At 51.1% G+C, this 25588-nt stretch carries 21 protein-coding genes, 1 tRNA gene and 1 rRNA gene; 15 read left to right on the top strand and 8 right to left on the bottom strand.

All coding sequences use genetic code 11. From position 1 onward, the window contains the following. The first annotated feature begins 121 nt into the window (after positions 1 to 121). Positions 122 to 238: ribosomal RNA gene (gene rrf, locus G445_RS0105210) — 5S ribosomal RNA — on the top strand. Positions 239 to 756: 518 nt separating this feature from the next. On the opposite strand, the gene G445_RS0105205 is transcribed toward rrf, so the two are convergent. Together G445_RS0105205 and G445_RS11755 are read right to left on the bottom strand one after the other, a co-directional pair. After that, positions 757 to 2214: an alpha/beta hydrolase domain-containing protein gene (locus tag G445_RS0105205; RefSeq protein ID WP_022866496.1), complete on the bottom strand. Its 1458-nt coding sequence runs from the start codon at positions 2212 to 2214 to the stop codon at positions 757 to 759. Positions 2215 to 2495: 281 nt separating this feature from the next. Beyond that, positions 2496 to 3521, bottom strand: coding sequence for a response regulator transcription factor (locus G445_RS11755; RefSeq protein ID WP_022866495.1), 1026 nt, complete (start codon positions 3519 to 3521; stop codon positions 2496 to 2498). A 267-nt stretch (positions 3522 to 3788) separates the two neighbouring features. Here G445_RS11755 and G445_RS09855 point away from each other — a divergent pair, with 267 nt between their 5' ends. Continuing rightward, positions 3789 to 5099: an MFS transporter gene (locus G445_RS09855; RefSeq protein WP_022866494.1), complete on the top strand. Its 1311-nt coding sequence runs from the start codon at positions 3789 to 3791 to the stop codon at positions 5097 to 5099. A gap of 311 nt (positions 5100 to 5410) precedes the next feature. Here the strand turns inward: G445_RS09855 and G445_RS0105190 are convergent, their stop codons facing one another. Continuing rightward, on the bottom strand, positions 5411 to 6235 hold the full coding sequence (locus G445_RS0105190; RefSeq protein WP_022866493.1) for a serine hydrolase domain-containing protein: 825 nt from the start codon (positions 6233 to 6235) through the stop codon (positions 5411 to 5413). A 333-nt stretch (positions 6236 to 6568) separates the two neighbouring features. Between G445_RS0105190 and G445_RS0105185 the strand changes: the two genes are divergently transcribed. The 5 genes from G445_RS0105185 (at position 6569) to G445_RS10860 (ending at position 12965) form a co-directional block, all read left to right on the top strand. Further along, positions 6569 to 7984 carry a GntT/GntP/DsdX family permease gene (locus G445_RS0105185; protein ID WP_022866492.1) on the top strand — a complete coding sequence of 472 codons (1416 nt, stop codon included), beginning with the start codon at positions 6569 to 6571 and terminating at the stop codon, positions 7982 to 7984. 149 nt (positions 7985 to 8133) lie between these two features. Beyond that, positions 8134 to 9480, top strand: a complete 1347-nt coding sequence (locus G445_RS0105180) for a D-serine ammonia-lyase (protein WP_022866491.1) — start codon at positions 8134 to 8136, stop codon at positions 9478 to 9480. A 290-nt stretch (positions 9481 to 9770) separates the two neighbouring features. Then, a complete protein-coding gene (locus G445_RS0105175; RefSeq protein WP_022866490.1) occupies positions 9771 to 10586 on the top strand; it encodes a helix-turn-helix transcriptional regulator in 816 nt (271 codons plus the stop codon). A gap of 70 nt (positions 10587 to 10656) precedes the next feature. Further along, positions 10657 to 11430, top strand: a complete 774-nt coding sequence (locus G445_RS0105170) for an HAD-IIA family hydrolase (protein ID WP_022866489.1) — start codon at positions 10657 to 10659, stop codon at positions 11428 to 11430. Positions 11431 to 11531: 101 nt separating this feature from the next. After that, entirely contained in the window at positions 11532 to 12965 is a 1434-nt protein-coding gene (locus tag G445_RS10860) for an MFS transporter (RefSeq protein WP_022866488.1), read from the top strand. Here the strand turns inward: G445_RS10860 and G445_RS0105160 are convergent. Continuing rightward, positions 12932 to 13828, bottom strand: coding sequence for an exodeoxyribonuclease III (locus tag G445_RS0105160; RefSeq protein WP_022866487.1), 897 nt, complete (start codon positions 13826 to 13828; stop codon positions 12932 to 12934). The two genes, G445_RS10860 and G445_RS0105160, sit on opposite strands and share 34 nt — an antisense overlap. Before the next feature lie 172 nt (positions 13829 to 14000). Here G445_RS0105160 and G445_RS11915 point away from each other — a divergent pair, with 172 nt between their 5' ends. Both G445_RS11915 and G445_RS09845 read left to right on the top strand, forming a co-directional pair. Continuing rightward, a complete protein-coding gene (locus tag G445_RS11915; protein ID WP_306718310.1) occupies positions 14001 to 14126 on the top strand; it encodes a hypothetical protein in 126 nt (41 codons plus the stop codon). 13 nt (positions 14127 to 14139) lie between these two features. Next, entirely contained in the window at positions 14140 to 14958 is an 819-nt protein-coding gene (locus tag G445_RS09845) for an SDR family NAD(P)-dependent oxidoreductase (RefSeq protein WP_051127018.1), read from the top strand. Positions 14959 to 15126: 168 nt separating this feature from the next. Here the strand turns inward: G445_RS09845 and G445_RS0105150 are convergent, their stop codons facing one another. Both G445_RS0105150 and G445_RS0105145 read right to left on the bottom strand, forming a co-directional pair. Further along, a complete protein-coding gene (locus tag G445_RS0105150) occupies positions 15127 to 16029 on the bottom strand; it encodes a hypothetical protein (protein ID WP_022866485.1) in 903 nt (300 codons plus the stop codon). Between the two features lie 233 nt (positions 16030 to 16262). After that, a complete protein-coding gene (locus tag G445_RS0105145; RefSeq protein WP_022866484.1) occupies positions 16263 to 17168 on the bottom strand; it encodes a hypothetical protein in 906 nt (301 codons plus the stop codon). 157 nt (positions 17169 to 17325) lie between these two features. Here G445_RS0105145 and G445_RS09840 point away from each other — a divergent pair, with 157 nt between their 5' ends. Both G445_RS09840 and aroB read left to right on the top strand, forming a co-directional pair. Then, a complete protein-coding gene (locus tag G445_RS09840; protein ID WP_084676486.1) occupies positions 17326 to 17991 on the top strand; it encodes a TrmH family RNA methyltransferase in 666 nt (221 codons plus the stop codon). A 185-nt stretch (positions 17992 to 18176) separates the two neighbouring features. Beyond that, a complete protein-coding gene (aroB, locus tag G445_RS0105135; RefSeq protein ID WP_022866482.1) occupies positions 18177 to 19304 on the top strand; it encodes a 3-dehydroquinate synthase in 1128 nt (375 codons plus the stop codon). A gap of 189 nt (positions 19305 to 19493) precedes the next feature. On the opposite strand, the gene G445_RS0105130 is transcribed toward aroB, so the two are convergent. Continuing rightward, complete coding sequence (locus G445_RS0105130) at positions 19494 to 19958, bottom strand: RidA family protein (RefSeq protein WP_022866481.1); 465 nt, start codon at positions 19956 to 19958, stop codon at positions 19494 to 19496. A gap of 179 nt (positions 19959 to 20137) precedes the next feature. Next, on the bottom strand, positions 20138 to 20482 hold the full coding sequence (locus tag G445_RS0105125) for a WhiB family transcriptional regulator (RefSeq protein ID WP_022866480.1): 345 nt from the start codon (positions 20480 to 20482) through the stop codon (positions 20138 to 20140). 278 nt (positions 20483 to 20760) lie between these two features. Here G445_RS0105125 and G445_RS09835 point away from each other — a divergent pair, with 278 nt between their 5' ends. The 4 genes from G445_RS09835 to G445_RS09830 all read left to right on the top strand — a co-directional run bounded on the left by G445_RS09835 (position 20761) and on the right by G445_RS09830 (position 25384). Further along, complete coding sequence (locus tag G445_RS09835; protein WP_022866479.1) at positions 20761 to 22956, top strand: transglycosylase domain-containing protein; 2196 nt, start codon at positions 20761 to 20763, stop codon at positions 22954 to 22956. 41 nt (positions 22957 to 22997) lie between these two features. After that, complete coding sequence (locus tag G445_RS0105115) at positions 22998 to 23984, top strand: metallophosphoesterase (protein ID WP_022866478.1); 987 nt, start codon at positions 22998 to 23000, stop codon at positions 23982 to 23984. A gap of 270 nt (positions 23985 to 24254) precedes the next feature. Next, a tRNA-Pro gene (locus G445_RS0105110) sits at positions 24255 to 24328 on the top strand. 321 nt (positions 24329 to 24649) lie between these two features. After that, complete coding sequence (locus G445_RS09830; RefSeq protein WP_022866477.1) at positions 24650 to 25384, top strand: DapH/DapD/GlmU-related protein; 735 nt, start codon at positions 24650 to 24652, stop codon at positions 25382 to 25384. Positions 25385 to 25588 lie beyond the last annotated feature (204 nt).

Raw genomic sequence — 25588 nt, 5'->3', positions numbered from 1 at the left:
CCAGGCCGAACAGCTCGGATCCTGCCTTGAGGGTGTGGGTCGTGTGTGGTGTGTGCGGGGTATAAAACAACCAAACAAGTAAACATATATATGTGTGTGTGGTTGTTTCCCGATTGTTTTGGGTGGTGGTCATAGTGGTAGGGTAACGCCCGATACCATTTCGAACTCGGAAGCTAAGACTACTAACGCTGATGGTACTGCACTCGGTAGGGTGTGGGAGAGTAAGTCACTGCCACCCATCAAAACTTAATACAGTGTGGGGAGTGTCCACGAAAACCAAACAACGGTTTATCGTCGACACTCCCCACACACATACCCACAACAAAACCTCACACAACACACGCACACACAAAACACAATTCCCCGAATTTGTATCAGTGGCGCACGCGGCCTCGCACAACACGCCTACCCCAGGTCGTAAACAACGCACCTCTAGCCTGGTCGCTATAAACAACAAAGAGCGTGGACGCTTCATACATCTCACAGCCATACACGTTTTGTATGGCGGTTGCGGTGGAAGTAGTGGCTTTGGTGGGGGTGTGTGTGAAGTTAGTGTTATACGGCGGTGCCCTCCACGTGTGTGGAGGGCACCGCCGGGCCGGGTTTTCGCGCAGGTAGCGCAAAATTACCGTTTACTTTACGCAAGTAGCGCCAAATTATTGTTTCTTTGCGTCAGTAGCGCCAAAGCGTCGTTTTTCGCGCAGGTAGCGCAAAATTACCGTTTACTTTACGTAGCTAGGGCCACCAGCCCGCATACTAGCGCTTTACAGATTGCGGGGAGGCGACGAGCGCGTGGGCTCCCGTCGTTACACGCTCCCAGATTTCTTCTTCGACGGCATGGAGAAGCCGGCGCCCAATAGGCTCAAGATAACCGGCCGCTTCCAGTTTGTCATCCACTTCATCACAGGCCGCCTTGAAATCTTCAAGGCTATCGAAGCGCGCCAGCTCCACATCCTCTGCGCTCATCGCCATCTTAGAAACAACCGGGTTCCCAGGATCCGCGGCCACGAACTTCGCAATGGGATTCTCGATGAGGCCCATGCGGACTCCGCCGTCGTTAAAACCATTCGTCGCCGTAAAACGATTCGCATCCTCATCAACAACAAAGAACACGGACGGGGCGGCAGGGACGCCTTCACGTGCCCACTTATCGACGGCAGTCATGGACGCAGTGATAAACGGCTCCAACGGAATGCAGGAGAGCTGATCCAAATAATCCTGATCCATAATGCGAGGCAAACGATGCGCCTTCACAACCTCGGAATTATCGGGAATCACACGGGAACGCGCATCGGAGTGCGGCCCACCCGCAATATGCCAGTGGCGGCTCATCTCGCCATCTCCAGCCATAAACGGTTTCGTGTCCGGCGGGAACAAATACGTATCGCCCTCACAGCTCACGCGAATCACCGGAACGTCGAGATCGTGCGGCTCGGCAAACAACGGAAGCATTGCGCTATCCCCGATACGGTATGTCGTATCAAGCTTTTCACCCTGGCGCAAAGAGCGCGAGAACGTGGCGGCAACACCAGGCAGGTACCCGTCGAAAATCTGCGCACCATCTTCACCACGCAACACATCGTGGAAATAATGCAGATAGGTGTTCGTGTACATACCGGACTGCGACTGCCCAATCATATACACGTGCGGCGCGGCCGGGAAGCTCTCCCCACTACGAACCCAGCGGCCGGACTGGGCAAGAATATCCCACGCCAAACCTTCTTCAGGGCCTTCCAAAATCTGCATGGGATCCCAACCGGGCTCGGCGTCGAGCTTCGGCATGGGGCCACCCCAGTACATTGAAGCGTAACGTTCCGCGTTGAAGTTCTGGAGTGCGGAGACCTGGATGGGCTTGGAGGTGACGGCAACGTAGACGTCACCGTTTTCAATAATGTAGTTCCAGGCACGGCGCCAATCATCTTCCACGTCGTAACCTTGGGATGCGTTGAGAATGGACACCCAGGCACGCCCGGAATGTTCGCCTGCGGGACGACGCACAATCACGCGGTTTGTATATGGGGATTCGCCGACCTGCGTGGCCTGCCCATCCTGGTTTTCAAAAACACGTGCGGTGCCGGAAAGGAAATATTCTTCCTCCACATACCCGTATTCTTCGAGGTTGAAGGGGGCACGGGTGTGCTTCATGGTGGAGAAGAAATAGTTCTCTTCCGTGTTAGCAATAGGGCCTTCGACTTTAGGTAGTGGTGTGTACATAAACATCCTCCTTGACGTGTTGTGGCGTGTATATTGTGCGTTCTTGGTGAGACGGTTGCCTATATGCTTGCGCATATGTGTACCTATGTATGTACGTGTGGCAGTTCCCGTTTCGCAGCTCCGCGTAGTGATATGGGGAGCAAATTCCACACTTCCGTCATCACTGCTCGGCTATTGTCTTGTTTTTAGTTTATGAAGGGTTGTAAGGGGTGCGTATCGTACGTGGAGGTGACTTTTATGGTTGTGGGGGAGCGAAAACTGCGGGTGGATTAGTCCGTAGACTAGTCTATGAGGTGCCGTTTTCGGGCTTCGTTGAGGAGGCATGTTGCGTTTGTAGCGTTAAGTTTTGACATGAGGGAGCGACGGTGTGTCCGCACCGTGTTCGTGGAAATAAAGAGTTGTTCTGCAATTGCGGCGTTTGTTAGGCCCTGTGAGATGTGGTAGAGAACCTGTTGTTCGCGACGGCTGAGCACAACTGTCTCTAAAATTTGTTGGTGGGCGGATGCCTCACCGGAGGGGGTGGACGGCTGGGAGAATGGCGGATCTTGCGAGGGCGCCCCTGTGTGGCGGCCGGGGGCGTGTGATTGTGGCGGAAGGCTTTCGCGCGTGGCCGGTTTGGATTGACTCTCCACAAGATATTCCGAGCGTTGCTCCGGGCTTTGCCCACTGAAAAAACCGCCTGAATCTTGCGTCTCTAGTGACAGCGGACCAGCGTCAATAAGCGAGAGGCACTCTATATTTCCCGAGGCCTGTTTGAGCGGAGCCATAGTGCAATGCGAAAAAAGATGAGCGGCGAGTTTCGCAATAATCTGCAATCGGTGAAGCGCCGGGCGCGTAAAGGTAAAAGGCTTTTCGCCACGCCAGGTATCGAGCCAAATCGTCCCATACGTGACGCCGTTAAGAATGCAGGGCTGAATCACGACGCTTTGATGCTGTGCGTACTCCAAATTTCGCTGGGTTTCTTTAAACCGCAAAGATCCGGGATCTATTTCTGAGGTTTGATATAGCCGGGCGACTTCGGATTTATTTTTCGCAACAATCGGCGTGTGTGAGGCAAGAAGTTGCCCAAAATGACTTTGAAGCGGCACGACGAGAGTGTCGCCAAATTCGGGGTATCCGTATCCGCTCAAACACGCGAAAGTGGGGGCGTGGTGGAACTTTACAAAGATGGCAACCGCGCTAATCTCCGGAAATTCTTCGCGAACAAGATGGCTAATTTGTCTCGAACATATACGTGCATCCGTGCATTGGTCGAAGGTGATGACAGTTCGCATAATCTGTTCCGCAAGATCTATTGATCGCATCATTGCCTCCCGAGGATACAAGCCCTTTTCCTATATATTCTACCGGAAAGTCATAAAATCGGCTTAGTCTTTTGGTGGTAATTCCCTTCGCATTTATCGTACCGAGGGAGGGTACGGAAGGGCTTTAGGTTTTTCTAGACTCTCTGGAGTACGAACGCTACCGAGCCATGTCAATGCACCGTGACATAACACGTAACTCGCAACGATAAGAGCACTAACGTAGCGACACGTCTTGACAAAATGACACATCTTATAAACAAAGGAGTTTTCATGAGTGCAGAGACAATCTCCGAAAAGCACGAATGGAAAGGCGACCTTAAAGAAACAAAGAAGGCCGCCAAATCGGGCTTCTGGGGCGCTATCGCTGAATATTATGATTTCAGCCTCTATGCCACAGCCGCCGCCCTCATTTTCCCCACCGTTTTCTTCGGCGGTGAAGAGAATGGCCAATTGGCCAACATTGCCTCTCTTGCATCCTTCGGCGTCGCCTACCTCGCGCGCCCACTCGGCGCCCTTGTTCTGGGCCACTTGGGCGATACGTGGGGCCGCAAGAAGACACTGTACCTTTCCCTTGGCTCAATGGGTGTTGCCACAACAGTTATTGGTTTCCTTCCCTCGTATGACACCATCGGTTCCGCAGCGGTGTGGATTCTCCTCGCAATGCGCCTAGTCCAGGGCTTCAGTGCCGGTGGCGAACAGGCCGGCTCCAACACCCTCACATCCGAATGGGCCCCGCCGGAAAAGCGCGGTTTCTACACGGCATTCACCATGCACGGCCTCGCCATCGGTACGGTTCTCGCTCTCTTCGTCTACGTTCCCTTCGGCAACAACGATTCCTTCCTCTATTCTTGGGGCTGGCGCATCCCTTATTGGATCGCTATTCCGATTATTATGTACGCCCTCTGGGTACGTTCCAAGGTCTCCGATCCTCCTAGGAAGAACGAAGGCCGCGAACTGACGGCTGAAGAAAAGGAGGCCTCCTCCGTCGTTACATTGTTCCGCTACCACTGGAAGAACGTTATCCGCGTTATCTTCATGGGTCAGTACGCCATCACTGGCGTTCTCATCTCCAACTACGCCTTGAATTACGGAACAAAGTACTGGAACATCCCACGTTCCACCCTGCTCGCATTGGCAACCGTCTCCCTCCTCGTCGGCCTTGCAGTTCAGCCACTGTGGGCGAGCTGGTCCGATAAGATTGGTCGCAAGCCTGTCTACCTCATTTCCATGATCGCTTTGGTTGTCCTGTTCCCCGTTTACTTCTGGGGATTGCAGCTCCAGAACGTTGTTTTCCTCTCCGTTGTTATCGTGATTATGGGTCTGATTTCCACAGGCGGTAACGTGGTTCAGGCTCCGATGTACACGGAAATGTTCCCCACCGAGTTGCGTATGACGGGTTACGCCGTCTCCACCCAGATTGGAAACATTATTGTTGGTTTCACTCCGATGATTGCCGCCTTGCTTGTGCAAGAAGGTCCGTGGGGTTGGGTTCCGGTTCTCATCTTCACCTCGATTATGATGATCCTCGGCATTATTTCCTGCATCTCCAATAAGGAAACAAAGGGTTCTGATATTTTGTAGCCTCGATGTCCGATATTCTTTGACTCGATTTCGAATATCGGCTACTAAGAGGGCGCGTAACTTCGGTTGCGTGCCCTCGTTTTTGTGTTGTGCGCCTTGTTTTTGTTTAGCTTTGGGGCGTTGATTATTGTTGTGGCAGGTTATCGTGTTGTTAGGCGTTGTTGTCGCGTGTCGTTTTATCGTCTCGTTGTGGCGGGCGCGTTGCCGTTCAACGTTAGTGCCACAGCTTGTGTTATGGCACCGTTTGTTTTTCGCCACCCTCACCTAGTGTTGTGAGGAAATATACGACGCGGTGTTCGACGACGCTGTGTTTAGCGCGCCAATGTCCCTGTTTGTTCGCGCATTTCGCGAGTAAGGCTCGGCCACACATGGATGTGTTCGCGATTGAATTGTTTTGCGCCAAGGAAAACGCCGGCTTTTCCAACGTCGGGATCAACCCATATGAACGATCCACTCATGCCGAAATGTCCGAATGTGCGTGGTGAAAACTCTTTCGCTAACCAGTGCGGGGTTTTGCCATCTTTAATTTCCAAGCCCAGCCCCCACTGATTATTTTTTTGCATACCAAAACCGGGCAAAATGCCACGTAGTCCGTCGTACTGAGGAGTTGTTGCGTAACGAGCAAGTGCGGGGTCAAGAAGCTGTGGGCGCATAATCTCACGAAGAAAACGTACAAGATCCGCAACTGTTCCCGCCCCTGAACGCGCGGGGCTACCGTCGATACGTGTAGACACCATGTGAAGAGGGTCGAGAAGAACGAGACGCGCCCAGTCGCTAAAACTCTTTCCCGTTGCCTGCTCCACGTACTGGCCAATCACCTCGTATCCGTAGTTGGAGTAGATGCGCCGTGTTTCCGGTGCGATGCTGTCTCCTTCTTTTTCGACGGGAAGCCCGGAACAGTGGGCGAGAATATGGGAGACTGTGGCTCCGTTTTTCAGGACAACATCGTCCATGTCAACGTAGCCTTCTTGGACGGCGATGAGTGTTGCCCAGGCTGTTAGAGGTTTTGTGACGGAAGCGAATTCGTAGACTTGACCTGTGTCTCCGTAGCGGTAGGCGTAGCTACGATCGTAATTAATGACGGCAAGGCTGTGGTCGAAAAGGAATGTGTCGGAGGCGAGGGGTGCGGTACTCATACTCTAAGGATGGCACGAAATGGGGATTTTTGTTAGCGGATTCGCAAAGTGGCGCACGTGGATGTTTTTGGGCAACTAAACGGGAATATCGTGTGAAACGCGAAGCGTGCGAGTGGGTGCTGTGCTGATTGGTGTGGAGTAATTATTAACTTTATCTTTTCCAAAGGTTTACGAGAAAAGGCTAGGGTAATGGATGCAGTGTTGATAAATGGAACTAGTCCAACTTTGGAAAAGTTTTGCAAAAACAATTAATCAAAGCGGGCGTGTAAGATAAAATATCAATCACAGTGATAATCTTTTTATTATGACACGACGTTGTGATCCGGAGGTAAAATGACTCTCTCAACGACCGGCCTCGTGGCCGTTCTCCTCGTGGCGATCGCCATGATTGTTGTCCTCATTGTGGTCTTCAAATTACATGGTTCAATCGCCCTCACTATCGCTTCTATCTTCACCGCAGCAGTTACCGGGGTAAGTCCCGGAAATATCGGTAAACTGCTAGAAAAAGGTGTGGGAGATACGCTAGGTTTCCTTATTCTGATTATTGGTTTTGGCGCTATTCTTGGAAAAATGCTGGAAGTCTCCGGCGGTGCTGAACGACTCGCCAAAACAATGCTCAAAGCATTCGGCGAAAAACGCGCGCCAATGGTTATGACCTTCCTTGGCCTTATCGCCGGTATTCCCGTCTTTGTTGAGGTTGGCTTCGTTCTTCTTGTGCCCCTTGTTTTCGTTGTGGCGAAAGAAGTGGGATGCTCGAAAATGCGAGTAGGCGTTCCCCTAGCTATTTCCCTTATGATCGTGCACTGCATTCTGCCACCACACCCGGCGGCAACAGCGATCGCAGGAACATTGAAGGCAGATATCGGAACAGTGATTATGCTTGGCCTCGTCGTCGGTATTCCCGCATCACTTATCGGTGGGCCACTCTATACAAAACTTGCTCTGCGTAAAAACGAAAAAGAATATATCGTTGCTAATCCGCCAGTAGTTCCTGGAAATGTTAATCGCCCAGCAGAAGTTGGCGAACAACTCACGGAAGAAGTCGCCCACGCAGAAGAAATGATCGACGAACAGCCCACAAAACTCCCAGGTTTTGGAAACACCCTGTTTACGATTCTTTTGCCGCTACTCATTATGGTAACTCGCACTATTTCAGATCAAACACTTCCGAAAGGAAACGGATTCCACACCGCAATGAGTTTGATTGGGCACCCCATTGTTGCCCTCCTTATTTCCGTGCTCTACGCATATTGCAGTCTTGGACTACTCAGAGGACTGCGCCTTGAAAAATTGTCGGGAATTACAGACGGCAGTTTCGGCCCAATTGGTGGAGTGCTCCTCATTATTGGTGCGGGTGGTGCCTTCAACGAGATCCTTAAAGAATCAGGTATCGCAGAAGCGCTTGCCACGGCAATGAAAAACCTTCCCATTAGCCCAATTATTCTTGCGTGGCTCATTGCTCTTATTCTCCACTTCGCGGTGGGAAGCGCAACGGTTGCCATGATTTCCGCGGCGGGAATTGTCGAACCGATGTTGCATACAACACCGGGCTTGTCCCCGGTTATTATCGCCCTCGCGGTCGGTGCGGGAGCAATTGGTCTGACGCACGTCACAGATTCTCTTTTCTGGCTCTACAAGGAATTCATGGGAATTTCAGTTGGGGAAGCGCTGAAAACCTTGACCATCGGCACAACAATCGCATCCGTCGTAGCGCTGTGCCTCATCCTTATTATTCACATCTTCATATGACGCCCGGACGTTTCTGGGAGGTATGCGCAGGATGTGCGCCCGCAGACGTTTTCGGACTGTAAGCGCCGTCGATACGACGCCATATATCTATGAACACTAACCCTTCATAAAACATCACACCCTCACTCCATAACATGAAAGGAAAAAACATGGGAGATATTGCAGGAAAAACAAAGGAACAGTGGGTTGAAGAATTCCCGCTGATTCAAGAACTCATCGACCTCAAAGAAACCGATTGGTTCAACCCCGCCGTTCTTCCCGCCAAAGAAGGCCTGGCAAAAGTTGGGCTCACGGTTGCGGATATTGACGATGCGGCAGCGCGCCTCAAGCGTTGGGCTGCCTACCTCGTCGAAGTATTCCCTGCAGCTCACCGCACGGCAGGCATCCTCGAATCCCCGCTCGCCTGCGTTCCCAATATGCAGAAGGCAATTTCGGAACGTCGTGGTATCGATATTCCAGGTAAAGTCTGGGCAAAACTCGATTCTCACCTTCCTATCTCCGGCTCCATTAAGGCCCGAGGTGGCGTATATGAAGTGCTCAAGCATGCAGAAAATCTTGCCCTCGAACACGGCCTGATCACCCTGGAAGATAGCTATGCCAAGCTCAACACGCCTGAAGCCCGCGAATTCTTCAGCCAGTACAAAGTTGCCGTAGGATCCACCGGAAACCTTGGCCTGTCCATCGGCATTATGAGCGCACAGCTCGGCTTCCAAGCCTCAGTCCACATGTCCGCAGATGCACGTCAGTGGAAGAAGGACAAACTCCGTAGCCACGGCGTCAACGTCGTCGAATACGAATCCGACTACTCCGTCGCTGTTGCACAAGGACGTAAAGAAGCAGAAAGCGATCCGACAGCTTACTTCGTGGACGACGAAAACTCGCCGTCACTCTTCCTCGGTTATGCCGTTGCCGGGCGTCGCCTTGCCGGCCAGTTTAAGGCCTACGATATCGTCGTCGATGAAGATCATCCGCTTATCGCCTACCTTCCCTGCGGGGTCGGTGGTGGCCCGGGTGGCGTCGCCTTCGGTTTGAAGACGGTATTCGGCGATAATGTCCACTGCGTCTTTGCAGAACCCACACATTCTCCGTCCATGATGCTCGGTGTGCTCACCGGCAAGCACGATGAAGTCGCCGTTCAAGATTTCGGTATCGATAACTTGACAGCGGCTGACGGTTTGGCGTGCGGGCGTCCTTCCGCCTTCGTCGGTTCGCGTATGCAGTATCTGATTGACGGCTACTACACGGTAGAAGACGATCAGATGTACCGTAACGTTGCACTCCTAGCGGAAAACGATGATCTCTTCATTGAACCCTCCTCCGCAACCAGCTTCGAGGGCGCATTCCACGTTGTGCAAAACAAGGAATACCGTGAACGCGCAGGATTGACCGACGAGAAGCTCGCAAATGCCACACATCTGTGCTGGATTACGGGCGGCAACATGGTTCCCGAGAAGGAAATGGCATCCTACGTCAGCAAGGGACAGGGTCTTTTGTAAAAAGGGGACAGGCTCTTGCGCTACATCAGGTTTAACAGACTCATCCGCTTGAACACGCTCAACTGGTTGAAGAGGTTCGTCTGTTGTAACAAACCCTGATGTGAAGCCGAAAAGCCCGTGAGGGGTGTCCGTATCGGCGAGTGCCCGTATCGGTGGTTGCCCGTAACGGTGGTTGCCCGTAACAAAATGAAGCGCAGGAGATAAACGAATGGTGAGCGGGGTCGAACAACACCCAAGTTTGGCTCCGCTCACTTGTATAATTCAGGGATGAGATTTGACGGGGAATCATTATGAAAAAAGACGGTGATAATGTGCATCACGATTCCGTTGCGGAGGAACATATGGCGGAGGAACATATGGTGGGGGAACATGTGGTAGAGAAACCTGTGGCGGAGAAACCTGCGACGGAGAAACATACGGCTGAGATAGAAGAAAATAGCGCATATGTTGCACAATTTATTCCTCTCGTGGAATTTTTAGGTGTAGCCATTGGAGCAAATTCCGAAGTCGTTCTCCATGATGTTGCCAATCTCGACAACTCTGTTATTGCCATAGCTAATGGGCATATTAGTGGGCGAAGGATAGGTTCTCCCGCAACAGACCTAATGTTGCGCGTCCTCAAAGCCGGATCTAAAGCGGATATGCCCTACCTGACGGGGTATGAAGCCATCACGCCGGGAGACAAAAGAACCCTGCACTCTGCAACGTTCTTTATCCGTCGTCGTAAAAAAATTGTTGGAATGTTGTGTATTAACACGGATCACAGCGCTTTTGAACACCTGGACAACGCCGTGAAAACCCTCCTGGCACAATTTGTTGATCCGGAAAAACACGAAAAAACATCGGCCACAACACACACAACGAAACCGGAAATATTATCGGCATCCGTCGAAGATATGAAAAGTGAAGCAATCGGGCAGGCTATTGCGCGCATCGGCATCTCGCCAACACACCTGACGCAGGCAGAGCGGCTGCGGATCGTTAGCGAACTCGACGAGGACGGCTTCTTCCAGCTACGCGGAGCAGTGATTGACCTCGCCCACGCAATAGACGTATCCGAGCCAACCATTTACCGTTATTTGAAGCAGGTTCGGGAAAGCGAATGACGCGCGAAAGGACGCTGGGTAAAGGCCACAAAAGCGTGATATTTTGGGCATTTTCACATATCATGAAAGTATGACACGACTGATCACCAGCTGGCTATCCGATATGGATGGCGTCCTCATTCACGAAGAAAAAGCACTCCCTGGTGCTAAAGATTTTCTCGATAAACTCAACGAGAAAGAATACCCCTATTTAGTTCTCACAAATAATTCGATTTTTACTCGTCGCGATTTATCTGAACGCTTGCGTGCGGCGGGGCTGGAAGTTCCCGAAGAACATATTTGGACATCGGCGGAAGCAACTGCGCGATTCCTTGCCGATCAGGTTGAAGAAAGGCGAGCCTATGTTGTGGGCGAAGCCGGATTGACGACGGCAATGTACAACTCCGGTTTCGTTATGACGAACGTCAAACCTGAAGTTGTGGTTCTGGGCGAAACACGCACATATTCCATTGAGGCGCTCACCCAAGCGATTCGCCTTATTGAAAATGGGGCGCGCTTTATTGCCACAAACCCCGACGTGACAGGCCCGTCCGAACATGGATCCATTCCCGCAACCGGCGCGGTTGCCGCCATGATTACGGCAGCAACAGGGCGCAAACCCTACTATGTGGGTAAGCCAAATCCGGTAATGTTGCGCCGCGGACTCAACCTCATTAACTCCCACTCGGAAAACACCGCGCTTGTTGGTGACCGCATGGATACGGATGTCCTTTCCGGTATGGAAGCGGGGTTGCAGACACATCTCGTTCTTACCGGGTCAACAGCGCGTGAGGATATTGTGAAATTCCCCTACCGCCCCGATTATGTCCACCCGTCCATTCAGGAAGTTGCAGAACTTATCTAAATTACACAGTCTATGCAATTTGCGAATATGTAAAAGTCCGAAGCTTTTAAGCTTCGGACTTTTACATCGTGATAAGGCATCTTTTATTTCAGAAAAACACGATGAAAAAAGTATATAAACACACAAAGTCCCGAGCCATTTCTGCCCTCCTGTGCGCATGTTTGCTGACGTTCATTACCGGAAGTTCCTATGTTTTCGCCATTTTCCGGGGTCCGGCAATTGAGCGCTTCGGTGTGGATGGAGCAATGGGTGCCTATGCTCTCACAAACGCAATCGCACCCCTCCCTATGCTTATTGGAGGCTTCTTTATCGACCGCGGAAAAGCCGTGTGGACTGCTACATGCGGCGCCTTCTTCGCCGCTCTTGGTTGGGGATTAGCGGCCGGGGCGCAGGCGCCGGGAATATTTGTTGCCACCTACGGTTTTGTGGGCGGCATTGGTATGGGGTTAATCCTCACGAGCGCCCTGTCTAATACGCTCCGGTTTTTCCCTGGCAAACGCGGGCTGATTGCGGGCATTATTTCCTGCATTAATGGCGCAGCCGGCATGATTATGGCACCCATAGCCCAGAAAATCATTGGCGCTCGCGGGCTAGGTGCAACCCTCTATACTTTTGCCACAATTTTCTTCATTATCGGCATTATCGTTGCCCTCTTTTATCGCGCCGCCCCCGTTGAGGGCGTTGAACTGTGCAAAAGTAATATCGCCCCTCAAACACAATCTGTTCAAAACAATGATGATGGCGCAGAAAGACACGTTACTGCCACGCAAAAAACTCCTCACACGGATACGCAACTTTCACTTGAGCCCGCCAGTACGCCGTCGAAAAAACGTAAAAATGATGAGGGCGTTGAACAGAAAATTAAAGGTGTGAGCGTTACGCCAGGAAGATCGCGCAAAGGTATTCGTGGCATTATTCCTTCCTTCGCCGTGCTCGCGACCCTCGATTTTTGGCTTCTTTTCCTCCTCTTCACATGTGGTGCGTTTTCCGGGTTGATGGTTGTGTCGAATTCCGTGGGGATTGCGACGGGAATGTATGGTCTCACGAGCATGGCGGCCGCGTTTTATGTGTCGCTGTATTCCATTGCTGGGACGCTCGGTCGGTTTGCTTTCGGCTGGATTTCGGACGCGATAGGGAAAACTCGCGCCTTGCAGCTCACTTTCTTTGCGGATGCGTGCGGGCTTGCGGTTCTCACCCTTCTTCCCGGTAGCGCGCTCGCCCTGGGTGTGGGCTTGTTTACCGTGGGGATAACGTTCGGCGGGACAATTGCGATTATGCCCGCTTTCGTGATGGATCGTTTTGGGCCGGCGAACCAGGGAATTAACTATGCGTTGGTGTTCTGTGGATTTTCGCTCGCCGCCATGCTTTCCCCGAAGTTGGGCGCAAAAATTGGGATTGCGCACGGGGGCGATTTCAGCACGGCGTTCTATATTGCGATGATCGCAGCTGCTCTCGGTTTCGTGTGTGCGAGCCTTCTAGGCAGACGTGCGTTTCGTTACCGTTATAGGTCAAATTCGACGACGACGGGAACATGATCCGAGGCGCCTTTCCCTTTGCGTTCGTCGCGATCAATCCATGCTTGGGTGAATAACGGCGTCAAAGCGGGCGAGGAATATGCAAAATCAATGCGCATCCCCTGATTCTTGGGGAAACGTAGTTTTTGGTAGTCCCAGAACGTGTAGGTGCCTTCAGCGTTTCGAGACACTTCGGTGAAGCCTGTTTCGCTAATTCCGGCTAATGCTGTGCGTTCTTCGTGGGAAGCGTAAAGCCCGACGTTGTTACGGAAAAAATCAATATCCCAAACGTCCTCGTCTTGGGGAGCAATATTCCAGTCGCCGGCGAGGAGGATTTTTCTCTCGGGCTCTTGAGCGATTTCGCTATCGATATAGGTGCGAAGGTTGTTGAGGAAACGGAGTTTATAGAAATAGTGCGGATCCTCGTAGGCGCGACCATTGGGAACATAGAGACTCCACACGTCAATGCTTTTCCCGGTTTCGCCGCCCACTCGCGCGCCGATTGCACGGGCTTCTAGGGGCGCTTCGGAAAAGAGGGCGGGAGTTGTGGCGCTAATAGTGTTGGAAGCACCGGGTGCGTCGGCGGTGTCGTGTGTATCGGCAACGCCGACGCCCTGCTCTTTGGAGAAACCGGGCTGGCCGGGGAAGTAGGTGCGAACGTTTTCCAAGCCGACACGAGACAGAATTGCCACACCGTTCCACTGAGTGAGTCCAATGCATGCCACCTCATACCCGGCCTCTTCAAAAGGGGCAACCGGGAATTGCTCGGGTTTGCATTTTGTTTCCTGGAGGAGGAGAACATCAAGATTCCAGCGGTCGAGAACATCTTGGGCACGTTCGGTACGTGCTCGGATGGAGTTAATGTTCCATGATCCAATACGCATAGTGTTACTTTACCGTGGTCGGGGTGGCGAGATGGCGTATAGGGGAAGATATGTACTGTGATGCGGGATTAAATATGGATAAACATCGACAGAGGATAACGCACCTGGGGGGAGTTAAGGCTGTGTATAGCTAAGCCTGTGTAGGGCTCCTCCCTGTGTAGGGCTCCTCCCTGTGGATTCCGGAACTTATGAATGGCGTTCCCTGTGGATAACGGAAGTTGTGGAAAACCTTGTTGTGGACAGAGGGCTTGCTAATAACCAGGTGTGGAGAGGTTCGCTGAGGAGGATTGCGGGCTAGTAGACTAATGGGCATGGGTACAGCTTTAATTACCGGAGCTTCCTCCGGCTTGGGTCTTGAATTTGCCAAACAGCTAGCGCGCGAAGGAAACGATATTGTTCTTGTAGCACGCAATGCGCAACGTTTGGAACAGATCGCGGATAATCTTCGCGGAGAAAACGGCGTGAAGGTGGAGGTCCTCCCCGCAGATTTGGCCACTCGTGAAGGCGCAGAAGTAGTTGCGCACCGAGTTGCCTCCACGCAACGCCCTATCGGTTTACTCGTGAATAATGCGGGTTTTGGGCTGGGGCAAGATTTTATTGGCGGAAAACTCACCAAAGAACTAGACGCCCTGCATGTGATGGTAGAGGCAGTGCTGATTACCTGCCACGCGGCCGCCAAAGAATTTTCACGTCGTGGCTATGGAGGAATCATTAATGTTTCTTCGGCGGCAAGCGTTACGGCACAAGGCACATATTCAGCGCATAAAGCATGGGTCTCCACATTTAGTGAGGGATTAGCTACGGACCTGAAAGGCACCGGAGTAAACGTCACATGCGTCACCCCAGGGCTTATCCACACAGATTTTCACAATCGCTCACAAGTTGACGCCACACAATGGTCGGAATTCTCCTTCACCACACCGGACGTGGTTGTGAGAGACGCCCTCCAAGCCTGTTCTGAAGGCAAAGTTCTTACAACGCCAACTCCGCTATATAAATTCGCCGTTGGGCTGGGGCGCCTTGCGCCTCGCTGGCTCGTTCGCCGTTTCGCCGGACCTGGATTATCCGGCCGTGGTCCACATGTTATTAACCCAGAAATGGCGGGAATCAACCGAGAAAAACACGAGTAAACCCCTGGTGCGTAGCGCACACAATAAACAAATAACGCACACAGCTTCAATGTTGAGGTACGAGTGGGGCATGATCATCGCATAAATGCCGTGCCGGTTGGTGCGCAACACGCTATTAACCTCATTCAACCTTGCGACTTTCTAGCTGCTACAAAATGCGTACACTCTTTACTGCGGGCCGGGCTTCTCGACTGCCGTCGACGGATCAAAAGGCAATTCCTCAAGGGGAGTAATATCCGGTTTCTTCTCCACATACGTTGTGAAAATAAACTCTTCGTCGTCGTCCGAAGTGAGATGAGAACGAACATGCATGGCTTGAATCTCGAAAGTCTTTTTTGAAACTTTTACTTCGGCGACTGTTGTTACTGAATTCATGGACTCCAACGGGTCATCCATAAAAGAAAGAATGAAATCTTTGGAGGATGCCCCTGTCAAAATATAGGAATCTTTGGATTCGAATACGTGCACTTTTTCTGGCTGGTTGAAAATCTGTTGCTTCGTCAGGAGGAGTAGCCCAAAACCAGGAACCGTGGTGCGCACGTCCTTTGCCTCAACTCGCGTCGTGCGAATTTTATCGTGCGATTGGGCATACATTTGAATGGAGGAATCATTATTCCGTGATAGCCACACGTCCGCGGTGAAAGGGAAATGAATATTGTCTATTTCCTTCGGGTCTTGTTTTTCGAGGGAAATATGCCCGAGCTGAGTATTCGCATCAATCGTTAAATTGGCGTCTATATTGAACTTTGTTCCCGAGTCTTCTTCGTATTCCAAAGGATCTCGAATCTCAATGTCGAAATTGAAGAAAAGATGAAGTGACGTGTTGAAAGGGTTGGTTTCTTTGGTGTCAGCAGGAAGTTTTTCCAGTGTTTTTTCGACGGCGGAGGACGCCTCTTTCCCGCTGATTTCCTTGTATTTCTCGCCGGCGGTGAGTTTAGTGTAGAGGGCAGAGACGGTGGTGACAGGCTCAAGTTGCGATGTGGCAGATTCGGTGCTTGTACATGCTGAAAGGGTTGCAAGGCTTAGAGCTCCCGCCACGAGTGTGGCGAGAATGTGACGTGTGAATCGCATGACGCCCTTTCTCAGAACAGTTCTCAACGATTGTTATTCTACGTCATAGGGAGAATAAAAGTGGATGTCTTTCCACAGTGGAAGTGCTCTATATGCGTCTTGATACAGGCAAAAATCAGTGTTGTGTTCGAATCGCGGAAGGGGAGTGGTAAGAAAAGTGTGGGATGCAGAAAAACTGCATCCCACACTTAACTATTAATCGTGGCGTGAATGTAACACTAAAAACCGAAATTTTAGTTTACGGATTGTGCTGATTTGGCTTCGGCTGGAATGTCCTTAAGAGAGAACTTCTTATTGAGTTGTGTGGAAGTGACACTTCCCTTACTTTGCGCGCCCTCAGCCTTACTTTCGAAGGTTAGGTAAACGCCGGTGGACTTCTTGGAGGCCTTTGAGAACTTTACTTCAAAATAGCCTTTATCGATTAGCTGTGTGGAGCCATTCAATTTCAGAGATTCTCCGCCTGTAATATCGTTGGTGATAATGAAATCGTTGTCGTTGGCGTAAATCTTCATTATGTCTCCCTTGAGGAGGGTTTCATTAATGAAAGAGCTGTTATAGGACAAGCTATTCATTGCGGAGTCGATAGATTGCTTTTGTTTTTTCCACATTCCCTGCATGTTTGTGTAGGTTTCAACAGTATTTGCATCAATTTGCTTCATCCATACATCCATTTTGAAGCTTTGGGCAGGAGCTCCGTTTCCTTGCTCGCCCTTCATATTAAGAGGCATGTAGATAATCTTTGTGGTGGGGTCAACCTGAATTTCTCCATCCATGTTAATTTTTTGCCCGCCTTCCATTTCAAGAGCCACTTTGAGTGTGGCAGATCTTCCAGAGGAGAAGAGATCCTTAGTTGCACCGGGCTTATTGTTTTCCTGAAGGGTCTTTTTTGCCTGCTCAACAAAATCATTGGCGACTTTTTTATCAATAACTTCGAAGAACTGCTTGCCTTTGGTAAGATCGGCATTCAAATTTTTTGCTGCCGTTTTATCAAGAATATTAGCTTTGCCTTCTTTTGCAGGAGCGCTTTGCGATGCATCTTTGCTCGAATCGGAGGAAGATTTAGTCCCGCAAGCGGTACTGAAAACAGCCATGGTAGCAACGGCTGTAAGAGCTATAAATTTTTTAAATGGAGATTTCATAGCAGCCTTTCCATGTGTGTGACGTGAGCAACATTAAGTGTATCTAACTTGGCGAATATGTGGGTTAATTTACCAAAAATTGTGGATACTTACTTGACGCTGTACACATGTGGATAGGAAATAGCCTGAAATGGCGCAAGAATAGTACCCTTATGATGTGGAAAATAAGGAAAGTTCGGATATAGAAACTTCGTCTGTGGACACCCCCGCATTCAGTCAGCAACGCACAGTTGGGGTAGGGCCACATACAGAGCCGTGGCCAACAGGTTCGCATTACGATCCTCTGTATCTTCTCACGGGGGATACTCGTAACGTGCTGGACAAGTATCGTTACTGGAGCGTTGACGCAATTAAAGCGGATTTAGATGAACGACGAAACCCTTTACATATTGCTATTGAAAACCTCCAGCATGATTTGAATATTGGGTCGATTGTGCGCACAGCGAATGCTTTTAATCTTGCCGGTGTTCATATTGTGGGGCGCCATAAATGGAATAAACGTGGCGCGCTCGTTACGGATCGTTACCTCAACATGTATTATCACCCGACTCCTGAGGATCTCACCCAGTGGGCACAAGACAACGCATATAATCTTGTGGCAATTGACAACCAGGAGGGTGCAACGCCGATTGAACGCACACCTCTACCGGAAAACTGCCTTTTTGTTTTTGGGCAGGAATCCACAGGTATTTCTTCGGATCTTTTGAACGCATGTGATTCTGCCGTCGAAATAACACAGTATGGTTCCACACGCTCGCTGAATGTTGCCGCGGCCGCCGCGATTGCGATGCACACCTGGATTGTTCAGCATCCGCCCGCATAAGGTTGAGGTGGTCGTGTGTTGGCGTGCGCAAGTGTTTCCTCAGCATCCGCCCGCATAAGGTTGAGGCGCGACGCAGGTAGCCCACGCTCGGAACAATAACGCGAGGCGTGAATGATTGGCAGTAGCGCTGCGCCGTCGTCGTGAAATAAAAAACGAAAAAATGCGTCAACCGATACCCTAGAGATATGACAACGCAACGTATTGATATTCAGCTGACCCGCACGATTGACGAATCCTACCCGCTCATTATTGGGCGAAACCTTACAGATTCTTTAAAGGATGTGCTGGCTGAACCTCGATATGCGAAGCGAAAAGTTGCGGTGATTACGGATTCTACCGTCGCGGATTTGGTGGCGCGGGCAGTTGCCGAAGATTTAGGCGAGCGCGCGCAGCTGTTTGTGTTCCCCGCCGGCGAGAAAAGCAAGGTTCGCGCCACGAAAGAGCGCCTTGAGGACGCCATGTTGGATGCCGGTTTTAATCGCGATAGCGTGATTGTGGCGATTGGTGGAGGCGTGGTGAGCGACCTTGCGGGTTTCGTTGCCGCGACATTCACTCGCGGTATCCCGTATATTACATGGACGACGACGTTGGTCGGCGCGGCGGATGCTGCCATCGGAGGAAAGACTGCCGTCGATACGCATCACGCCACGAATTTAATTGGCGCGTTCCATCAGCCCGGCGCTGTTCTTATTGATGTGGAGCGGTGGCTTACTCTTGACGATTCGCAGATTCGTGACGGCATGGGCGAGACGGTTAAACACGCGTGTTTGGCGGACGCGCACTATTTTGATGTGCTCGAAAATGCTTTTGTGGAGCGGAAAATGGGGCTTCACGAGTGCGTGGCGGATGAGGAACTGAGCCAGTATATTGCGGAGCGCAATGCGCGAATTAAGCAGGATTTTGTGCAGTCGGATGTGCATGAAGGTAATCGGCGCATGGGATTAAATCTTGGGCACACGATTGGGCGTGCCTTGGAGGCGGCGATGGGCTTCACGATGACTCACGGCGAATGTGTGGCCGTGGGCTTGTTGCTTCAGGCGAAGCTGGGGTTGCATTTCGGGTATGTGAGTGAGGGCGACGTTGCCCGCATGGAACGCTTGCTGAAAGCTATCGGTTTGCCGACGGAAATTCCCGAAAACGTTACTGTTGACGCGATTATGGATGCGATGGAACACGATAAAAAGGCCCTGGGCGGGAAAACACGCTTTGTTTTCCAGCACGGAATTGGTGCATTAGAGGTGTTTGAGGGTGGCGCTTATGCCCGAGAAATTGATGCGGATATTATCCGTGAATTTCTCGAAGCGCAACGTTAACAACAGGTAGGAATTGGTAACGAGAGCGAGAGTCCGACATGCTCTACATATTCCTACACGCGAAACATATTCGTACTTGCGCTACGTATTCATTCCTACACGCGCAACATAAAAATATAGTACGTAACATATGTGGTCGGCGATTCTTGTGCAGAATGGCCGACCATATAGTGATTCAGTAGTTGTGATTTAGTCGCGGACGAGAACTTCGATTTCGACTTCAACAGGGGCGTCGAGTGGAAGAACTGCAACACCGACGGCTGAGCGGGTGTGAAGCCCTTTATCGCCGAAAATGAGGCTGAAAAGCTCGGATGCACCGTTAGCAACCTGGGGTTGCCCGGTGAAGTCTGGGGTTGAGGAGACAAATACGGTAGCGTGAAGGATACGCTCAATATTGTCGATTCCGCCTGCCACGCTGGCTGCCGCAGCTAGGGCATTCAGGGCACTCGTACGTGCGTACTGGTAGGCGTCGTCCGGAGAAATTTCGCCGCCGACCTTACCCGTGCCAGGAAGCTGCCCGGCTGTCAGGGGAAGCTGACCGGATGTTCGCACAATATTGCCTGTGCGCTGTGCCGGAATGTATGCTGCCACCGGCTTTGCGACCGGAGGAAGTTCAATACCTAATTTGTGGAGTTTATTGCTTATCTGTCCCATAAAATTCAGACTTTCAGGTTGTGTGCGTTGCACGAAGCATGCAGGCACAGGTTTTCAATCTGCAGTATTTATTATACTGAAGCATTTGGGTTTATCGGAGTGTTGAAGTGCTTGGATATGTTTGAAATAGGGGAGCGTCGACACGGGCGCTACCAGGACTTCAAAATGGAGGCTTCTGTTTAGCGCGTGCAACTACGCGATGAGCGTATGCCATGAATATCTCGGGTTTTGCGAGCCGGAGTACGTTGCGATAAGCGAATTTTTCCGTTTTGGATGGTTTTGAACCAATCCGTGTGTTCCGGATGGGATTTGAGAAGCGCGCGTCGTTCGCGTTCTGTCATTCCTCCCCACACGCCATACATGAGCCGATATTCCAGAGCTTCTGCGAGGCAACGCTCCCGTACGGGACAATCTGCACAAATAGATGTTGCGTATTTTTGTGCTGAACCCTGGACAAAAAGGGCCTCAGGGTCGCTATTTGCGCAAGAGGCAAATTCATTCCACTGAGATGACCACTGATTCAACGTTATCCTTCGTTCTTTAAATGACGTGCGATTAACCATATAACACTGAAATGATACCGTTTTTCAACAAAATTGTCAGGGGGTGGCTTAAAGAGAAAAAATAATAACTTCTCACAACGTGACGCCATAGATTCCTAGTTGCCAAGGCGTCGTAAAAAAATAATGCAACTAGAATACGCCGGATAACACACAGATTGCGCCGGATAACACACAGTTAGTGACATTCACCCCTGCGGTAAATCATGGAAAAGGGGTGATAATCAACGTATTCTATACGTATGTCGAGTTCTAGCTCTCTTAAAGAAGCAACCGGACGTCAGATAGGGACGCTCCTTTTAGCCCTTGTCGTCGCACTTTTTGGCGGTGGCACTTTGCTCGCTGGTATGGCCCTACCCTTTGTCGGAGGCGCGGCGACGCTAACAAATGCGTTTTCGCAGGTCATGGATGATGTGCCGGACAACCTCGGTTTCACAGAACCTTCCGAACAATCCGTTCTTCTAGCCGAAGATGGTAGCGTCTTGGCGCGTTTCTATGCCGAAAACCGCGTTAATGTGACATCGGATCAAATCTCCAAACACATGAAAGATGCGGTTATCGCGACGGAAGATCGCCGTTTTTACGAACACCACGGCATCGACGTTCAAGGTATTGTTCGCGCACTCTTCTCGAATTCAATAGATGGTGGCCGTTCGGGCGGTTCCTCCATTACTCAGCAATATGTGAAAAACGCACTCCTTGAAGAAGGGCGAGTTGCTCATAAGGAACTCGATATTCGTAAGGCGACGGAACAAACAATGGCGCGAAAAATCAACGAGGCACGCTACTCAATCGCCATTGAAAAAACAATGTCCAAGGACGACATTCTCACCGGCTACCTCAATTTAGCCCAATTCGGCCCCTCTCAGTATGGTGTGGAAATCGCTTCGCAACGGTATTTCTCTAAATCTGCGAAAGATTTGACAGTTGTTGAGGCCGCCACGATGGCAGGTATTACACAGAATCCCTCGAAGTGGGATCCGGTACGCCATCCCGAAAATAACATTAAGCGCCGTAATTTCGTGCTCTCGAGAATGCTAGAAAATGGCTATATTACGAAAAAAGAACACGATGATGCCGTCAATACGCCACTCGAAGCCTACATGCGTGTTTCCGAGCAGTCGCCGGGTTGCGGATCTGCAGGTATTTCCGCGTACTTCTGTGAGTACGTGGTGAAAGATTTATTGCAGGACGAATCCTGGGGTAAAAATAGGGAGGATCGCACAGCACAGCTGTATCGTGGTGGACTCATTATTCATACGACGATTAACACTGCACGCCAGCAACAGGCTTACGATGCCGTTGTGAAAAATCAGCCCGTTGATGATCCTTCGCAAATCCAGGCTTCGCTTGTTTCCATCGAACCAAGCACGGGAAATGTGCAGGCGATGGTTCAAAATACCCGTTACGGAATTCCGAATGAGACAGACAAAGCCATGACGCAGGTGAACCTCAACGTCTCCAAAAAGATGGGTGGCGGTTCAGGATACCAGGCGGGATCATCCTTCAAAATTTTCACCCTTTTCGAATGGCTTGACTCCGGGTTTAGCGCCGGCGAACTTGTGCAAGCTGCCGGTGGGTATATGCCTAAGGGTAGCTTCCGCGCTTCCTGCGTTCCTAGAACCTGGAACGATTGGAATGTTGGAAATCTCGGCTGGGGTGGCGGATTACGTAGCGTCGCCGATTTGACAAAAAACTCCATTAACGGTGGTTACGCGCGCATGGCACAACGCCTTGATCTGTGCAATATTGTGGATAAAGCCAAAAAAATGGGTGTTGAGCGAGGCGACGGCGAAGATTGGTCCATTACCCCTTCACTCGTCCTCGGCTCAAATAACGTGACACCGATTTCCATGGCGTCCGCCGTGGCAACTCTCGCGAATGATGGCAAGCATTGCACCATTAATTCCTATACGAAAATTGAAAAAAACGGCAAAGTTATTGCCAAACGTGAACCTAAATGCGAGCAGGTTGTTTCGCAAGAAACAGCACGTAAGACAACACAGATTCTCCGACTTGTTCCAACACCGGGTGCGACAGGTGAAAAAGCCTCACTTGGAGGCCGACCCGTTGCCGGAAAAACAGGTACTGCGAATAGGGATTGGCATGCCTGGTTCGTTGGCTACACGCCACAACTTGCAACCGCAGTGTGGCAGGGACACATGTCCGGAAATATTTCCATGTTGGGTTCTGTGATTAAGGGACGTTACTACTCACAGGTTTATGGTGGTTTGTTCCCGGCAACAATATTCTCTGACTTTATGATTCCGACATTGCGGGGCCAGCCACCCCAGGCATTCCCGGCCCCAGCTACTTCGGCGTACGGCGGGTATCGTCAACAATTACAGCCTCGCTCGCACACTCCTAGCTCAAACAGCGACGGGGACTCCAACACAGATAGCGCACCGGAGGCAGCTCAGGGCGAGGCTCGTGATTAACGAGAATGAAACTCTGAATAATGAAGTGACGGAAAGGGAAAATGATACGTAAGAGTGTGGCGCGCACAGCCCTAGGGATAGGGCTGTGCGGCGCTGCCGGGCTAGGGTGGGGTCTGCTTGAGAACAGAGCATTCACTCTACGCTACCGAAGCCTAATGCTTCCCCCTCAGGAGAATGAGGAGAACGAATCGGGTAGGCCTTCGTCGTCGTCCTTAAAAATACTTCATTTGAGCGACATTCATCTTTTGCCGAACGACACGTCGAAAATTGATTACATACGTTCCCTAGCGGAAACTGAACCTGATTTTCTTGTTATCACGGGAGACAGCCTTTCGAGCGTTCACTCCCTCGACAGTCTTATGCGGGCGCTGGAGCCATTCGTGGGAATTCCGGGTGCTTTTGTGTACGGATCCAACGATTACTACAGCCCGATACCTAAAAATCCTTTCGCGTATTTGTTGCCAATTGAGGCGAAAAATCTTGAACGCGAAATGGACTTGCCCTGGGAAGAGATGTCGCAGCGCTTTGAGGAATCCGGCTGGGTGAATCTCAATAATCGACGTGCCACCATGAACGTGGGCGAATGGGTTATTGACCTTGTGGGCATGGACGACCCTCACATTAACCGAGCTCGCATGCCCGCTGTTCGTGACGACGGCGTAGCGCAACCGCACGTCCGTATTGGTCTTGTTCACGCACCCTATCTGTGGGCTTTGCAGGCGCTCTACGAGGACGGAGTGGAGCTTGCTTTTGCGGGGCACACGCACGGCGGACAGCTTGCACTGCCTTGTATTGGTTCGCTCACCACCAACTGCGATTTACCAACAGCGTATGATTCCGGGCTTTTCACCTGGCCCTTGGGAACATCTGGCGCGCCACTTCGCCGAGATGGAGATTTCAACATGCAGCAACATACAATGGCGGTTCAGCTTTCCGCAGGAATGGGAGGCACCCCGTATGTTCCCTTACGTGTGTTGCGCAGACCCGAAGCGACACTCCTGGCGGTTACCCGCGCAGAGCTAGGGTAGCCGGGGCAAGAGTTTTCGCAATATTTCCGCGCTGTGGGTATTCGCGAGGAATAGAGCCAACAAACACACTTCACCCCAATGCAAAACCAGAAACTTGTGAAGGTAAGGAGTGGGGTGTGGAAGTCAGGTCTGATAGTTGGGAAACGGCTATAGCTTTGCGAGGGAGGAACGAACTTCTCGTCAGCACGCGCGGCTGGCTGTAGCGTAGCGCACAAAAGATTCTGATATTCGTATTTTCCCGAAATTTTAGCTATTATAGTTGAGTTGCCACGGGGTATGGCGCAGTTTGGTAGCGCGCTTCGTTCGGGACGAAGAGGTCGTGGGTTCAAATCCCGCTACCCCGACAAAAACCGCCTGTTTTCAATGAAAATAGGCGGTTTTTTCATGTTCATAGGGGAACCCAGGGCTGAGGATTGTGAGCAGTGGGCGACGTAGATGAACCAAAGTGGCGTAGCTAGGAGATTGAGGCAAACAGCTAGATGGTTACGGCGATATGTATGTTCGTCAAAGTAAGAATGGTGAAGAACTGGGTAGAAAGTAGAGTTAGTAGACTCAGGTGTTTGTAGGTGTAGTGTAGTGGTGCCGAAACGGCTGCCATTCAGCATTTTGAGAAATTTTATGCGGGCGTGAGATAATAGGAGCACGCTGTGATTAAAGGAGAGCCAATGCGTGAAGGATTTGCTGTGAAACCGGATAAGGCGATTGCGCCCGGGCCAAGCGCCGGTGATTATGAAACTATTGACTGCTCGAATGTGGCAGAACGTTTCGGAGAGCCTTCACGAACATGGAAACGTATGGTTGCCGGAAAAATGTATATTCCCGATGAGGAATATCAGTTGAAGGTTTGCGCTACGACCTTACCTATTCAGGCGAAGCTCAATGCAACACCTGTTAACGAAGAGGATGTAGCGCGAGAATTAGCGAAACAACTTTTTGGCGCATTCCCTGATTCTGCAACAGTTATCCAACCAGTTCACTGCGACTACGGTGTCAATGTGTACATCGGAGAGGAAACTTTCATTAATACGGGAGCAATCATGTTGGATGTTGCGCCGATTCGTATTGGAAACCGTGTGCTTATCGGTCCGCGCGTAACGCTCACCACCGCCGCGCACCCCATTGACCCCAACCTGCGTGCAACCACAAAACTTGAGTACGGTAGCCCTATCACCATTGAGGACAACGTCTGGATTGGTGCCTCGGTAACAATTGGGCCAGGCGTGACAATCGGGGAAAACTCCATTGTTGGGGCGGGAGCCGTCGTGATGCAAGATGTTCCCCCGAACTCCATTGCCGTGGGTGTTCCCGCGAAAGTGAAGAGGCGCCTGGATTCCTTCGACGAGGCTCGCGGGGAGCGTATTCGTGAAGAATACGAAGCCGATATGGGGCCACTCGAATAAAGCTGGGCAACCCTGGCTAGCGTGGCTTTCACGTGTTTTGTGCGCCCTGGATAATATCAGACAAAAGCGCATGCAGGTGAAAATCTACGCGAAATTTGTGAAAAGTCAGGGTAGCGTTACGTCAATGCAGGAAAAGCCCTGAAACTATAAATTGCGTTACGCAAACCGTGCCCGAACAGCGGATGACGTAGCGCAGTGCGAAAC

The sequence above is a fragment of the Actinotignum urinale DSM 15805 genome (genome assembly GCF_000420445.1).
GTDB classification, from domain to species: domain Bacteria; phylum Actinomycetota; class Actinomycetes; order Actinomycetales; family Actinomycetaceae; genus Actinotignum; species Actinotignum urinale.
Note: the sequence above shows the minus strand (reverse complement) of the source record. Positions and strands in the feature narration are given on the sequence as shown.

Bases quoted from the DNA above. Each gene is read 5' to 3' on its own strand.
- G445_RS0105150 (WP_022866485.1), bottom strand. From the start codon at position 16,029: ATGCGATTCACACGTCACATTCTCGCCACACTCGTGGCGGGAGCTCTA.
- G445_RS09835 (WP_022866479.1), top strand. From the start codon at position 20,761: ATGTCGAGTTCTAGCTCTCTTAAAGAAGCAACCGGACGTCAGATAGGG.
- G445_RS11755 (WP_022866495.1), bottom strand. From the start codon at position 3,521: ATGATGCGATCAATAGATCTTGCGGAACAGATTATGCGAACTGTCATC.
- G445_RS0105205 (WP_022866496.1), bottom strand. From the start codon at position 2,214: ATGTACACACCACTACCTAAAGTCGAAGGCCCTATTGCTAACACGGAA.
- G445_RS0105190 (WP_022866493.1), bottom strand. From the start codon at position 6,235: ATGAGTACCGCACCCCTCGCCTCCGACACATTCCTTTTCGACCACAGC.
- G445_RS0105170 (WP_022866489.1), top strand. From the start codon at position 10,657: ATGACACGACTGATCACCAGCTGGCTATCCGATATGGATGGCGTCCTC.
- aroB (WP_022866482.1), top strand. From the start codon at position 18,177: ATGACAACGCAACGTATTGATATTCAGCTGACCCGCACGATTGACGAA.
- G445_RS0105130 (WP_022866481.1), bottom strand. From the start codon at position 19,958: ATGGGACAGATAAGCAATAAACTCCACAAATTAGGTATTGAACTTCCT.
- G445_RS0105185 (WP_022866492.1), top strand. From the start codon at position 6,569: ATGACTCTCTCAACGACCGGCCTCGTGGCCGTTCTCCTCGTGGCGATC.
- G445_RS0105175 (WP_022866490.1), top strand. From the start codon at position 9,771: ATGAAAAAAGACGGTGATAATGTGCATCACGATTCCGTTGCGGAGGAA.
- G445_RS10860 (WP_022866488.1), top strand. From the start codon at position 11,532: ATGAAAAAAGTATATAAACACACAAAGTCCCGAGCCATTTCTGCCCTC.
- G445_RS09855 (WP_022866494.1), top strand. From the start codon at position 3,789: ATGAGTGCAGAGACAATCTCCGAAAAGCACGAATGGAAAGGCGACCTT.
- G445_RS0105160 (WP_022866487.1), bottom strand. From the start codon at position 13,828: ATGCGTATTGGATCATGGAACATTAACTCCATCCGAGCACGTACCGAA.
- G445_RS0105115 (WP_022866478.1), top strand. From the start codon at position 22,998: ATGATACGTAAGAGTGTGGCGCGCACAGCCCTAGGGATAGGGCTGTGC.
- G445_RS0105180 (WP_022866491.1), top strand. From the start codon at position 8,134: ATGGGAGATATTGCAGGAAAAACAAAGGAACAGTGGGTTGAAGAATTC.
- G445_RS09830 (WP_022866477.1), top strand. From the start codon at position 24,650: ATGCGTGAAGGATTTGCTGTGAAACCGGATAAGGCGATTGCGCCCGGG.
- G445_RS09845 (WP_051127018.1), top strand. From the start codon at position 14,140: ATGGGTACAGCTTTAATTACCGGAGCTTCCTCCGGCTTGGGTCTTGAA.
- G445_RS0105145 (WP_022866484.1), bottom strand. From the start codon at position 17,168: ATGAAATCTCCATTTAAAAAATTTATAGCTCTTACAGCCGTTGCTACC.